A 13776-nucleotide genomic window follows, 5' to 3' on the forward strand; every position below is an offset into this window, starting at 1 on the left:
GATCCCCTCAAAACCATATAGTTCGCTCAAGAAGATACCAAATGGGTTCTATAAAGTTTCTAAGATTTCTGACTTAGGGAATCTTACTTTTGCGAGTGAAGCATACTTATCTGCTTCAGAGCGATAGCCAGCCGCACAAGCTACGACGGTAGTAAAGCCTTTTGCAGAAAGACCCAACACGCGATCGTAATTGACAGGTTCAATTCCTTCCATTGGACAGGTGTCAACACCAAGCAATGCAGCACTGGTCATAAAGTTGCCCAGTGCAATATAAGTTTGGCGCGTTGACCAGTCATTAATATTAAAACTGCGGCCACCATCAACCAAGTCACTGACGATTAGACTCCGATATCCTGCCATTGCCTCTACAGTCCCGCCCCGCAGCTCGACAGTGCGAGCCATAAAGCGATCGACATCCTCGGCATTGAGATGCTTTTTAATCGCGAACACGACATAATGAGAGCAATCAGTAACCTGTGACTGATTCCAGGAGAGGGGTTTGAGCTGTTCTTTAAGTTCCGAGCTGGTAATAATCAGAAATTTCCAAGGTTGAAGCCCATAAGAAGATGGTGTTAACACTAACGCATCTTCTAAAGCTGTCCAGATTTCTGGAGCAATTGTTTTGGCTGGATCGAACTGTTTGGTGGCATATCGCCATTTGAGATTTTCGAGTAAGTCTGTCGTAGTGATATGATTCATTTCTTTTACTTAAGAGATTGCAATTAATCATGGTTGAAACGGATAATTACAGGCTGGCTGCAAATAATCCTGGTTCAAATGAAATGATAACGGAAGCGGTCTGCAAAAAGTAGCAAGCAGGTCGATTTGATCTCCCGACAGACTAATTTTTAGCTACTTCCTAATCGCTTTCGAGAATGCTTGCGAGCAAAGCTTGCTGAGCGTGCATCCGATTTTCTGCCTGATCCCAAACGCGCGATTGACTGCCTTCAATCACTGCATCGGTAATCTCTTCATCCCGGTGTGCGGGCAAACAGTGCAATACAATTGCATTCTTATCTGCTAACTTCAGCAATTGTTCATTTACCTGATAGGGTTCAAACAAAGGAATCCTGCTTTTTGCTTCCTCTTCCTGTCCCATACTCGCCCAAACATCAGTATAAATCACTTGAGCATTCTTCACTGCTGCTTCTGCGTCCGCCGTCACAGTAACTTCTGTTTTTCCCTTAGCAATATTCTTAGCTTTTTCCACTATCTCAGCATTCGGCTGGAAATCTTGAGGGCAAGCAATTCTTACATTCATTCCCGTCATTGCACAGCCCAACATCAGCGAATTTGCCATGTTGTTACCGTCGCCTAAATAAGTCAGCGTCAATCCTTCTAGCTTGCCAAAACACTCTTTAACTGTCATTAAATCCGCCAGCACTTGACATGGATGTTCGTCATCTGTCAGTGCATTAATTACAGGAATTTTCGCATAGTTGGCAAAAGTTACTAAATCCTTTTGCTCGAAAGTCCGAATCGCCAAAATGTCTAAATATCTGTCTAAAACCCTGGCTGTATCTACCAAAGGTTCGCCGCGGCTGACTTGTGTAACGTTGGGATTGAGGTCAATCACTTGCCCTCCCAATTTATACATTGCCACCGTAAAACTTACCCGCGTTCGCGTTGAAGCTTTGGAAAATAACAAGCCGAGAACTTTATTGCGTTTCAGCTTAACCATTCCCGATTTTAAACTGGCTGCTAGATCCAGCAAATAATTTAATTCGTCAATGCTTAAATCTGCCAGACTTAATAAATCTCGCCCTTTTAAGGAATCCATGCTTTCCCCCACACACAAATTTTTAACTTTGTCTTAAATCTTAGCCCGCAGAGGCAGGTTTTGTTTCTCTAATCCCTAGTTAACATCTGCGGGTAAGGTTTATGCGGGCAATTGCTCGATCGCGCGATCGATCGAATCGCAACCTTGTTCAACCGTTTCTACCACAGCCAACACGCCCCGCAATTCCCCAGCGCCGGGGAAACCCTTAGCATACCAGGTTAAGTGCTTGCGCGCTTGGCAGACACCACTTTCACCTTTATATTCCCACAAAGCCCGCAAATGTTCTTTAGCACATTCGAGGCGTTCAATTGGTGTCGGAGCTATCTTTTCTTCACCAATTTTCAAGAAATAATCAACTTCTCCCACCAAAAAAGGATAGCCCAAAGTTCCCCGCGAACACATCACTCCATCAGCGCCGGTTTCTTCCAGACATCGCATCGCTGCTTCCACTGAAAAAATATCCCCGTTAGCAATAACTGGAATCGATAAAACTTCTTTCACTCGGCGAATCCACTCCCATTTGGCCGGGCCGGTGTAACCTTGCGATCGAGTGCGGCCGTGCACGGTAATCATTTTTGCTCCCGCATCTTCCATCCGCTTCGCAAATTCCAAAATATTAATTTCTTTGTCAGTCCAACCGATCCTAGTTTTAACTGTGACAGGAACATCTACAGCTTCCACAACAGCCCGCACAATTGCCTCGGCCGTTTCCGGGTCTCGCAGCAGAGAAGAACCGCCACCGTTTTTAGTAATTTTGTTAACCGGACACCCCATATTAATATCAACAGTATCGGCTCCTTCTGCCACTGCCTTCTGCGCCGCTTCTGCCAAGAAATCCGGCCGGCAGTCAAACAATTGAATGCTAATCGGGCGCTCGTTCGGGTCAACTTCCATAATTCTCGGCAGTTGCTTCACGTAGTGCAAACCCGTAGCGTTCACCATTTCCGTGTACATCATCGAATCCGGCGCGTAGCGGCGCACCAGGCGGCGAAATACCAAATCGGTAACGCCGGATAAGGGCGATTGCAGGACGCGACTTTTAACTTCAAAATCGCCGATTTTAAGCGGAGTTGCTAACCTTTCTTTTAATTCTGGAGATAGAGCAAGCATAGTCGATCGCACTTTAATTGATAATATCTGTATATTATACTACACTTCAGATAGTTGACAGTTATTAATTATATTTTTAGCCGATTATTGAGTGACAGCTAAAAGTATATTTAACCTGACCACAATGCTTATTTTAGAGATCCAGATCGCCCTAATTTGAATATTGTGAAACCAGGGCCCAAACGCCAACGCCGACCACAGTTAAATCTCTGTGCCACTTCGATCTATCTATGGGGTGTGGCCATTAATGGGGGATCTACCTACTAAGAGTGTTGCTCAAGTCATATTTTTCTTGTTTAATTCTGCCGAATGGTTTGGCTGGCTTCGGCTCCGGCTGCCTTCAGACGACTAATGCTTAAATTTATTGGGATTCTACAAAAGCCGTACATCAGATCGTTTTAAACTACAATTGGTGGATTCCTGACGACGCCGATCGAACATTAAAAAAATTGTAGAGAATTCCTATGGACGCCGCAGCACTCTGGCAACGCTATCAAGACTGGCTTTACTATCACGAGGGATTGGGACTTTACCTCGATATCAGCCGCATGGGATTCGACGACGCTTTCGCAGCAGCACTGAAGCCCAAATTTGACAAAGCTTTCAAAGACATGGCAGCTTTAGAAGCAGGTGCGATCGCCAATCCCGACGAAAACCGCATGGTGGGCCACTACTGGCTGCGAAACCCCGATTTAGCTCCCACTCCAGAATTAAAACAAGAAATAGTCGAAGGCACAGCACAAGTCGAAACATTTGTCAAAAAAGTTCAAAACCGCGATATTAAACCGCCCTTTGCTCCTCAATTTACCGACATAATTTCGATCGGCATCGGTGGTTCCGCCCTGGGCCCCCAATTTGTCTCCGAAGCTTTATCCCCAGACATTCCACCCCTAGCAATACATTTTATCGACAACACCGATCCCGCTGGGATCGATCGAATTCTCAACAAAATCAAAGACAAACTCGCCAGCACCCTAGTAATTACAATCTCCAAATCCGGCGGCACCCCCGAGCCCCGCAACGGCATGATTGAAGTTCAAAAAGCCTTCGCCGCCCAAAAACTCGACTTCGCCAAACAGGCAGTTGCGATCACTGGAACAGACAGCAAACTAGACAACTTAGCCAAATCCGAAGGCTGGATTGGCAGCTTCCCGATGGCCGACTGGGTGGGAGGGCGCACTTCGGAACTCTCAGCAGTAGGGCTTTTGCCAGCAGCTTTGCAAGGCATCGACATTCTGGCGATGCTCGACGGCGCTAAAGTGATGGACGAAGCTACCAGAATTCCCGACGTTAAAAACAATCCCGCCGCCCTTTTAGCCATGAGTTGGTATTTTGCCTGCAACGGACGGGGCGAAAAAGATATGGTAGTTTTGCCGTATAAAGATTCACTACTATTGTTCAGCCGCTACTTGCAGCAATTAGTCATGGAATCGATCGGCAAACAGGAAGATTTAGACGGCAACACAGTTCATCAAGGAATCGCAGTTTACGGCAACAAAGGTAGCACCGACCAACACGCCTACGTCCAGCAACTGCGAGACGGCGTGCCGAATTTCTTCCTAACATTTATCGAAGTTTTGCAAGACAGGCAAGGCCTTTCCCCAGAAGTAGAAACAGGCGTCACTTCAGGAGATTATTTGTCTGGTTTGTTGCAGGGAACTCGACAAGCTTTGTACGAAAATCACCGAGATTCCATTACTGTCACCATTCCCCAAGTCAACCCTCGGACAGTAGGAGCATTAATCGCCCTCTACGAAAGAGCCGTAGGTTTTTACGGTTCCTTGGTGAATGTCAATGCCTATCACCAACCAGGGGTTGAAGCAGGCAAAAAAGCAGCCGCTGCTGTATTGGACTTGCAGCAACGGGTACTGCAAGTGCTCAAAGACGCCCAAAAACCTCTGTCTGTCGCAGAAATAGCCAAAAAAGCAGGAAAACCCGAGCAAATCGAGACAATTTACAAAACTCTGCGGCATTTGGCAGCCAACGGGCGCGGCGTAGCTTTGGAGGGAAAATTAGGCCAACCCGCTACTTTAACTGCCAGTTATCAAGAAAATTAAACAGTAGAATTAAAAATTAAAAGTGACTCATTTCACTTTTAATTTTTAATGTTTAATTTTAACTTTCCCCCCATGCCCTTAACGATTCTGGTTGCTGACGACGATTTCGGGACTCGCTTGTCAATTACCGATTATCTGGAAATTACCGGATACTCTGTAATCGCTGCTGAGAACGGCAAAGAAGCTTTAGGCTTGGTAGATGAATTTCAGCCCCACTTGATTGTTACCGACATTACAATGCCGGAGATGGATGGCTACGAATTCGTGCGGCGAGTTCGGACTCGTCCCGCTTTCCGCTTGCTGCCAGTGATTTTTTTGACGGAACGCACGAGCACGCAGGAACGGATTCGCGGCTATCAGATGGGGTGCGACAATTATCTGGCTAAGCCTTTTGAACTCCAGGAATTGGGGGCGGTTATTCGCTCTTTGCTCGATCGCTACGCTCTAATCGCTCAGGCCCCCTCTCGTTCCCCGGAACCCGAGCCAACGCCAACAGAGGCACGCAGCAGAGCCAATGACAAGCCAGAAGCGGATTTTTTTACTCAAAAGTCAGAAACGGACGATCGCCCCTCTCCCAGCCAAAATGCTCCGAGTTTGACTCAGCGAGAGCGAGAAGTGCTAGATTTGCTGACAGAAGGTCTTTCTAATATTCAAATAGGCGATCGGCTCCACCTCAGCCCCCGAACCGTCGAAAAGCACGTCAGCAGCTTGTTCAGAAAAACACAAAGTAACAACCGTGCAGAACTCGTTCGCTTTGCGATGGAACACCATTTAGTCGGTAATTGGTAATTGTTAATTGGTAATTGTTAATTTTTCCTGATTTATAACGTACTCCAACAAACCCTGGGAAGCGTCCAGCAGCAAATCAATTACTCGATCGAATCCCTCCGGGCCACCGTAGTAAGGATCGGGTACTTCTTTAAGGTCGTATTTCTGGCAAAAATCGCACATCAGCCGCACTTTATCTTTATACTTTCCAGCCGCATCCAGGGCAAGAATATTGCGATAATTGTCTCGATCCATAGCCAGAATCAAATCAAAATTTTCAAAATCGTTTTTGGAAAATTGGCGGGCTTCGCCTAGCAATTCAATGTCTCGCTTCCTCGCCGCCAATGCCATCCGCCTGTCAGGGGGGCTGCCAATGTGATAGCTAGCAGTTCCGGCAGAATCGCAGGTGATGCGATCGCTCAAACCAGCTTGTTCAATTAAGTGATTCATAATATTTTCTGCTGAGGGCGATCGGCAGATGTTTCCGAGGCAGACAAACAATAACTTATAAGACATTTAATTGATAATTAGTAATTAGTAATTTTTCATGGAAAAGAAGAAAGAAAATTTTTCCTTTCCCCTTTTTCCCAAAGTTTCGTGCTTGAGAGAAATCAATCAGTCATTACCTAGAGAGCCATTTTTAAACACAGATAGCTAATAACTAATGACTGATGACTAATGACTAACCGAAACCGGGGAGATTCAGTCCGCCGGTAAGTTCTTCCATTTTCTCCCGCATCGTCATCGTAGACTTAGCGTAAGCATCCTGCATCGCCACCGTGACGAGTTCAGAAACCACATCAGCACCTTCACCGAGGGCATCCGGTGAGATTTCCACGCGGCGGGGTTCTTGGTTGCCGCTGAGAAAAACCTTGACCAAGCCGCCGCCGGCAGTTCCCTCAATTTCCATTACATCCAACTCTTCTTGGAGCTTTTTAGCTCCTTCTTGAACCTGCTGAGCTTTTTTGAAAGCTTCAGTCAGTTCTTTCATTTTTCCCAGGCCGAAGCCAAATCCTTGTCCTGATTTTGTCATAACTACTTTGTGATGGTGTGTGGGCTGGCAGTCTGCCGTTTCCGTATTACTTCAATGATGCCTTAGAAGGGAAACTCTCCCAGTATTCTAACTTCTGGCTCCAACAACAGCGACCACCGCTGCTCGACTTGCTGTTGAACGTGGCGGATCACTTGAAAAATATCATTGGCCGTTGCCGACCCGCAGTTAAGAATAAAATTAGCATGGCGCTGAGCCACTTGTGCGCCGCCGATCTGATATCCCTTCAGTCCCGCTTGTTCGATGAACCAACCGGCCGTCTTGGGGCCGGGATTGCGGAAGACTGAGCCACAGCTCGGTAAGTGGTAAGGTTGAGTTGTCCGCCGCTGGCTGAAGTGGTCATTAGTTTCTGCCATTACTTGCGATCGGTCAAATCCCGGCTGCAACTGGAAAGTCGCTTCTGTTACTAGCCGATCGCCCCCTTGCAGCACCGAAGTCCGGTAGCGGTACTCCAACTCTTGGGGAGTCAGAATTTCCACCTTACCACCAGGGGATAGGACGCGAGCGTTGACCAGAATATCAGCAGTACAGCCTCTGTGAGCGCCTGCATTCATCACCACAGCCCCTCCCACGCTGCCCGGTATGCCAACTGCCCATTCGAGGCCTTTCCAGCCCCGTTTAGCCGCCAACCAAGCGAGGCGGGGAATTGACTCGCCCGCCCCCGCTGTAACTTGACCTGTTTCTGGATTAAAATTCACCTGTTTGAGGTAGCGAGTGCCGACGACCAAACCGGACAAACCCCGATCGCTCACCAACAAATTAGAACCCGCACCCAGCAGAGTCACCGGCACTCCTTCATCGTGTGCCCAAGCAAAAGTCGCTTGCAAAGCCTCCATACTGCGGGGTGCAACGTACCACTCGGCAGGGCCACCGACTCGGAACGAAGTCAGGCCCGCCAGTGAAACTTGGGAGTTAATCTTGCAATCAGTTCCCCGCAAAGAAATAGGAGAATACACTCGCCGATTGTCCTTAACAGAGGAGTCATTCGAGATAGTCACCATCTTGAAAATCCTTAAAAATACCTTCGCTCGAAGACGTGGTTTAAAATCCATTTAGCTAACTTATGTCGCCCCTTTGAGCGAGCCGCCCGACAGAAGTTTCGGCACAACGTGCAACGCCATAATGTCGATCAACTCTACTCAGTTCGCGAGCTAATCGGGGCGATCGGCTTGTTGATAAAAAGCCATAACCTCTGGAATAATCTGATTCAGATTACCAGCCCCCAAAAACAGAGCCAAATCCCCCGGTTGCAGATTTTTGGTTAAAAACTTAGTCACTGACTCCAGGGAAGGCGCAAACTCAACCTGTCGGCCTTCTTTAGCAATCAAATCAGCAACCTGCTGCCCGCTAATCTCTCCTAAATTTGGTTCCCCAGCACTATAAATATCGCAAGCCACAACCAAATCAGCATCCCCAAAAGATTGAGCAAATTCTGGCAAAAATGTCAGAGTCCGGCTGTAACGGTGGGGTTGAAAAATTGCAACCACTCTTCGGGATTTGGGATTTTTTTCGCTACCTTCGATACGCAAGCGAGCCGCCGCCAAGGTGACACGAATTTCGCTAGGATGGTGGGCGTAGTCGTCCACAAACAGGATGTCATTGTGAAAACCCCGCACCTCAAAACGGCGGCGAGCTCCTTCAAAGCCAGCAATCGCTTTGGCAATCGCCGAAAACTCTAACCCCAACAATCGGCCTACTGCTACCGCAGCTAGTGCATTGCTGAGATTGTGTGTGCCCAGCAACTTCAACTCCATTTCCCCCAGGAAAGCTCCTCGCTCCCAAATGCCAGCCTTGGTGCTTTCGGCTCCGTACTCCACGCCCGAAGCCGTGTAGTCAGCACCGCTGTCTGGCTGCAAGCTATAACTGACATGAGGCTGAAGGCATTCTTTGACGATTTGGTCGTCAATACAGCCCACCAACGTTTGACAGTTTTGGGCAAACACCTTAAATGTGTCTATTACCTGGTCAAGGGTATCGTAATGGTCTGGATGATCCAGTTCCACATTCGTCACTATGCCAATTTTGGCAACCAGCTTGACGAGAGAACCATCGGATTCATCAGCCTCGGCAACTAAGTAGGGGCCTTCTCCCAAACGGGCATTGCCTTCCCAAGCATTGACCTCGCCTCCTACTACGATCGTCGGGTCTAGACCCGCCGCCATCAGCATGAAGCCGATTAAGCTGCTAGTAGTAGTTTTGCCGTGAGTCCCCGCTACGGCTATGCTTTGGTAATCTTGAATTAACGCTGCCAACACATCCGATCGATGAAAAATCGGACAGCCCAAATCTAAAGCAGCTCGATATTCGGCATTGGCTGGGTGAATAGCCGTCGAACATACTACTTGAGGCAATCCCAGAATTGCTTGGGCGGTTGAACCGTTGCCGTTCAATTGGAGAGCTTCGGCTGTCGCGACAGAAGTCCCTACCGTACCCGCGACTATCGAGGATACTGCCCTTTCCTGTTGCCCGCAGTCGGGACTGCTACCGTTAAGGGCCGTTTGAAATAATTCAAAATTGCTGGCGTCTTGACTCCAAAAAATATGAGCTCCCATTCCTTGCAAGCGCTCGGTTATGTGACTCGATTTAATGTCGGAACCGTACACAGGCAACTTGCGTTTAGCTAAAATATAGGCAAGGGCTGACATCCCAATCCCACCAATGCCGATGAAATGAAATGGTCTACCGTTGAAATCAACAGAACTCGGCATCTTCGCTCCTCACACACCACACCACGCCAATAACACGCGATATCATATCAAGAATTGTTTTTTCAGGATACAGTTCGCTAGAGATTTTGTACAAAATTCTCTGCGCGTCCCTAGATTTGCGGGACTTGTAGAGATGTTTGTCTTGTATCCTATATGACTTAGTACCGAGTATTTTTCCGGAACAGTCACAGCTCGAAAATAGCAGGTAACAGAAAACGGGGTCTGGCCCAACAGACTAATTTTGGGTGCTTGCATACTCCTGCATTCTTTCTATTTCTATCCGCCTGCTGTGCTCGGATACGGCAGCAAAAGCCCCACAACCTTTTTTCTAAGATTGAGGGTAAAACCCATAAGGATTTACAAACACTACCACGTATGACCAATTTTCGCTCCTTTTAGAGTCATAAATCTACCTTTACAGTCATTTTCTCGCCCAAGTCAGAGATTGACACGATCGCAGCTATAGTATATATTTTTAGTATATTGTATATATAAGTTATGTAGTTAGTCGGAATAGTCGAATAGCCATTGAGCAAACCAAATCATGGGCTTGATCGAGAAGCTGATGAACCCTCTTGGCAGCCCTGAAAGTTTTTACCACTGCGCTAAAAAGTATATCTACTGTCACAACTTTTTGACCCGCCAACCAACGAATGCTCAGGCGGTCGATCGCACACTCAAAACAAGTTGGGATTAATATTGGCAAGGTTAATCATCCAGTCCCGCACCCACTCCGACCCTCCGAACCGGGTTTTTTAAGTCTTATTGAAGGTGTGAAGGAATTAAGGGGGTGAAAAAAACCGGTTTCTGCGTCCAGGACGATCGTGGAAACTAGGGCCGTCGAGGGGTTTGTCCCCGATGTAAACCTAGGGTTTTCTAATAAACGAGCTTATGGTTAAAAGCGTAGAAACATAAAATTGGCGCGATGTCTGTATTAATCCTGATTTGGGGGAAATATGGCGAAAATAGCGATTTTGGGGGGGACTTTTGACCCGGTTCACTGGGGTCACGTGTTGGTAGCGGAGACGGCTGCGAGTCAATTTGCTCTTGATCGAGTCATTTGGGTACCGGATCGCTCTCCTCCTCACAAGTGGCGCCCGGATTTGGCAAGTTTTGAGCACCGGCGGGAAATGTTGGCTCTGGCGATCGGCGATCGCCCAGACTTCCTACTTTCGCCGCCGTCGGCAAATCCCTCCGACAGTTATTTTGCCATTGACACCCTGCTATATTTGCAAAAATTGTATCCAGGCGATCATCGGTGGTACTGGATTATTGGTAGCGACGCACTCCTTACTCTCCCCAAATGGCATCGGTGCAGGGAAGTTGCCGGGTTGTGCGACTGGTTGGTGGCCCCACGTCCGACTCAGGGAGATCGAGAGACAGCAGAAAGCCAGGAGATGGGGGAACTGTCCGAGTGGGGAGATTGTCCGAGTGGAAAACCCATCGATTCGGGGGAAGACAGGATGCAGGTTCAGGCAAATGCTGTTGGCCGGCGAGTTGCCGAACAAATGGCTCTTTTGCACGTGGAAATTCGCTGGGAGGTGCTTTCCATGGCTGCGATCGAGATTTCGTCGAGCCACATCCGCCGCTGCTGCGCCGAAAAGATCGACCTCCGCTACTTAGTCCCGGAAGTTGTCGGGACTTATATTGCAGCCCATCAGCTTTACCACTAACCAGCGGCAGAAAGCCTAATGCCTTCTGCCTTGCAATTTCAGCCTTCTAGAAAAGTTCAAGCTTTTTTGATCGACACAAAAAGTTATAAAGGATCGACCTTTGCGATATGATCTTGTGTCATAAGTCAATTCTTAAATTTTTCCAAAATTTAAGCCTGAGCTAGGGGCTGCCATCGTTAGGAGGTACTAAAGTGATTCGAGTCGCGATCAATGGTTTTGGACGTATTGGGCGCAGTTTTGCGCGCTGCTGGCTGGGCAGAGAAAACAGCCAGCTAGAGTTGGTAGCTATTAATGACACTTCCGATCCCAGAAGTAATGCTCACTTGCTGAGATACGATTCCATGATGGGAACGTTGAAGAATGTGGACATCAGTGCGGATGAAAATTCCATTACCCTAAATGGGAAGACAGTTAAATGCGTGAGCGATCGCAACCCGCTAAACTTGCCTTGGAAAGATTGGGGTATTGATCTGATTATTGAATCGACCGGCGTTTTCGTTGACCAAGCTGGTGCATCGAAGCATATCACTGCCGGTGCTAAAAAAGTGCTAATTACCGCTCCCGGCAAGGGTTCTGAAGTGGGCACTTATGTGATGGGAGTCAACCACCACAACTACAAGCACAGTGACTACACAGTCATCAGCAATGCTAGCTGTACTACCAACTGTCTGGCTCCTGTACTGAAAGTGCTGCACGAAAATTTTGGCATCGTCAAAGGCATGATGACCACTACTCACAGCTATACTGGCGACCAGCGCTTGCTGGATGCCAGCCACCGCGACTTGCGGCGGGCCCGGGCGGCAGCAATGAATATTGTGCCGACTTCTACCGGAGCAGCCCAAGCTGTGGCTTTGGTGATTCCAGAATTGAAGGGCAAGTTGAACGGTATCGCCATGCGCGTGCCGACTCCTAATGTGTCGGTAGTTGATTTTGTGGCTCAGGTAGAGAAAAAGACTTTTACCGAGCAAGTAAATCAAGTGTTCCAAGAAGCTGCCTCTGGCTCCATGAAAGGGATTTTGGAGTACAACGATTTGCCTTTAGTTTCATGCGACTATCGCGGAAGTGATGCTTCTTCGATTCTGGATTCCAGCTTAACGCTGGTGATGGATGGCGACATGGTAAAGGTTTTGGCTTGGTACGACAATGAGTGGGGCTACAGTCAGCGGGTTGTTGACTTGGCTGAATTAGTCGCCGAAAGGTGGGAAGCCTAGTACCCGAAGGCAGAAGGCCTTAGTCATTCGGCAGAAGGTCAAAAATGCTGATATTTTTTACTTTTGAGTCGATTTCTAGCTGACTTGTTATTTCTGTTTTCGAGCGCTAGAGACTTTTGGCAGTCGATAGTTGGCGAGTACAAAATGAAATATCGTAGGGACATGGCAGTCCCGTGTCCCTACCCGATATCTGTATGCTGCTACTCCCAGCTATCGAACTTTTTGCAATAATACTTCGATCGGGCTTTCGGGTCTGCTTGATGATAAATTTGTTGTTTGTTGGTAGTAACCGCTTAAACTTGCTCTGGTAAATCCTGGGAAAATCCCAAATATTAAAAAAATAAAAATTCCGACTATAAAAGTTAAAAACCTGAAAAAATAGCAACAGCTACGGTACAGTGTTGAAAACAAAATGTGATATGAAAAAAGCGTTAATTAGCGGTATATCAGGTCAGGATGGAGCTTATCTAGCGAAACTGCTGCTCGATCGAGGTTATGAAGTTTGCGGCACCTCCAGGGACGCCCAAATGTCTAGTTTCGGAAACCTGGCCCGTTTGGGCATCCGAGACAGAGTGAAACTAGAATCCATGTCTCTCAACGATTTTCGCAGCGTCTTGCAGGTTCTAGCGAAAATTGAGCCCGACGAAGTCTACAATCTAGCCGGCCAAAGTTCCGTCGGTTTGTCTTTTGAACAACCCGTAGAAACCCTCGAAAGCATTGCCACAGGCACATTGAATCTGTTAGAAGCAATTCGGTTTAGAGGCGGCAAAATTAAACTTTACAATGCCAGTTCCAGCGAATGTTTTGGGGATACCAGAGGCAATCCAGCCGATGAAAATACGCCTTTTCGCCCCAGAAGTCCTTACGCAGTGGCGAAAGCAACGGCATTTTGGGAAGTAGCGAATTATCGGGAAGCTTACAATTTGTTTGCGTGTTCTGGTATTTTGTTCAATCACGAGTCGTCGCTGCGGCCGGAGAGGTTTGTTACCCAAAAAATTGTATCTGTTGTGTGCCGAATTGCTGCGGGTAGTCCGGAAAAACTGCATTTAGGTAATATTTCAGTGCAGCGGGACTGGGGTTGGGCGCCGGAATATGTGGAGGCGATGTATTTAATGTTGCAGCAAGAAGAACCGGACGATTATGTAATTGCCACGGGTGTAAGCTATCCTTTGGAGGAGTTTGTGCAGACAGCGTTTGTTTCTGCGGGTTTGGATTGGCAGGAACATTTAGTAACCGATGCGAGTCTTTACAGACCGACGGAGATTGCTGTAGGGAGGGGAAATCCGGCTAAGGCAAAAGAAAAATTGGGCTGGGAGGCCAAATATAAAATGCCCGATGTGGTGCGGATGATGGTAGAGGCGAGGATGGGTAAGGTGTGAGGATTTTTTCATAAAAAATAGATCTTTGTTTGCAATAAA

12 protein-coding genes are annotated in these 13776 nt (G+C 47.5%); 5 read left to right on the top strand and 7 right to left on the bottom strand.

Features of this window, described 5'->3' with window-relative positions; all coding sequences use genetic code 11:
- Nucleotides 1-48: 48 nt before the first annotated feature.
- The 3 genes from QT996_RS05150 to dusB form a co-directional block, all read right to left on the bottom strand.
- Nucleotides 49-699 carry an NAD(P)H-dependent oxidoreductase gene (locus tag QT996_RS05150; RefSeq protein WP_333045008.1) on the bottom strand — a complete coding sequence of 217 codons (651 nt, stop codon included), beginning with the start codon at nt 697-699 and terminating at the stop codon, nt 49-51.
- A gap of 160 nt (nt 700-859) precedes the next feature.
- The gene (gene argF / locus QT996_RS05155) at nt 860-1780 is read right to left on the bottom strand and encodes an ornithine carbamoyltransferase (RefSeq protein ID WP_333045010.1); all 921 of its coding nucleotides are present in this window, start codon (nt 1778-1780) and stop codon (nt 860-862) included.
- 99 nt (nt 1781-1879) lie between these two features.
- Nucleotides 1880-2890: a tRNA dihydrouridine synthase DusB gene (dusB, locus tag QT996_RS05160; protein ID WP_333045011.1), complete on the bottom strand. Its 1011-nt coding sequence runs from the start codon at nt 2888-2890 to the stop codon at nt 1880-1882.
- 464 nt (nt 2891-3354) lie between these two features.
- On the opposite strand from dusB, the gene QT996_RS05165 reads away from it, so the two are divergent.
- Nucleotides 3355-4947, top strand: a complete 1593-nt coding sequence (locus QT996_RS05165; protein WP_333045013.1) for a glucose-6-phosphate isomerase — start codon at nt 3355-3357, stop codon at nt 4945-4947.
- A gap of 72 nt (nt 4948-5019) precedes the next feature.
- Nucleotides 5020-5736 carry a response regulator transcription factor gene (locus QT996_RS05170; protein ID WP_333045014.1) on the top strand — a complete coding sequence of 239 codons (717 nt, stop codon included), beginning with the start codon at nt 5020-5022 and terminating at the stop codon, nt 5734-5736.
- 3 nt (nt 5737-5739) lie between these two features.
- Here QT996_RS05170 and QT996_RS05175 read toward each other — a convergent pair whose 3' ends face one another.
- The 4 genes from QT996_RS05175 to murC form a co-directional block, all read right to left on the bottom strand.
- Nucleotides 5740-6231, bottom strand: a complete 492-nt coding sequence (locus tag QT996_RS05175) for a low molecular weight protein-tyrosine-phosphatase (protein ID WP_333045015.1) — start codon at nt 6229-6231, stop codon at nt 5740-5742.
- A gap of 166 nt (nt 6232-6397) precedes the next feature.
- Nucleotides 6398-6748, bottom strand: a complete 351-nt coding sequence (locus QT996_RS05180; RefSeq protein WP_006634273.1) for a YbaB/EbfC family nucleoid-associated protein — start codon at nt 6746-6748, stop codon at nt 6398-6400.
- A 62-nt stretch (nt 6749-6810) separates the two neighbouring features.
- On the bottom strand, nt 6811-7767 hold the full coding sequence (gene murB / locus QT996_RS05185) for a UDP-N-acetylmuramate dehydrogenase (RefSeq protein ID WP_333045016.1): 957 nt from the start codon (nt 7765-7767) through the stop codon (nt 6811-6813).
- A gap of 150 nt (nt 7768-7917) precedes the next feature.
- The gene (murC, locus tag QT996_RS05190; RefSeq protein WP_333045018.1) at nt 7918-9474 is read right to left on the bottom strand and encodes a UDP-N-acetylmuramate--L-alanine ligase; all 1557 of its coding nucleotides are present in this window, start codon (nt 9472-9474) and stop codon (nt 7918-7920) included.
- A 956-nt stretch (nt 9475-10430) separates the two neighbouring features.
- On the opposite strand from murC, the gene nadD reads away from it, so the two are divergent.
- The 3 genes from nadD to QT996_RS05205 all read left to right on the top strand — a co-directional run bounded on the left by nadD (nt 10431) and on the right by QT996_RS05205 (nt 13737).
- On the top strand, nt 10431-11147 hold the full coding sequence (gene nadD / locus QT996_RS05195) for a nicotinate (nicotinamide) nucleotide adenylyltransferase (RefSeq protein ID WP_333045019.1): 717 nt from the start codon (nt 10431-10433) through the stop codon (nt 11145-11147).
- Nucleotides 11148-11338: 191 nt separating this feature from the next.
- The gene (locus tag QT996_RS05200) at nt 11339-12358 is read left to right on the top strand and encodes a type I glyceraldehyde-3-phosphate dehydrogenase (RefSeq protein ID WP_333045021.1); all 1020 of its coding nucleotides are present in this window, start codon (nt 11339-11341) and stop codon (nt 12356-12358) included.
- Between the two features lie 419 nt (nt 12359-12777).
- A complete protein-coding gene (locus QT996_RS05205) occupies nt 12778-13737 on the top strand; it encodes a GDP-mannose 4,6-dehydratase (RefSeq protein WP_333045024.1) in 960 nt (319 codons plus the stop codon).
- Nucleotides 13738-13776 lie beyond the last annotated feature (39 nt).

The organism is Microcoleus sp. S13C4 (genome assembly GCF_036700865.1).
Classification (GTDB): Bacteria; Cyanobacteriota; Cyanobacteriia; order Cyanobacteriales; family Microcoleaceae; genus Microcoleus.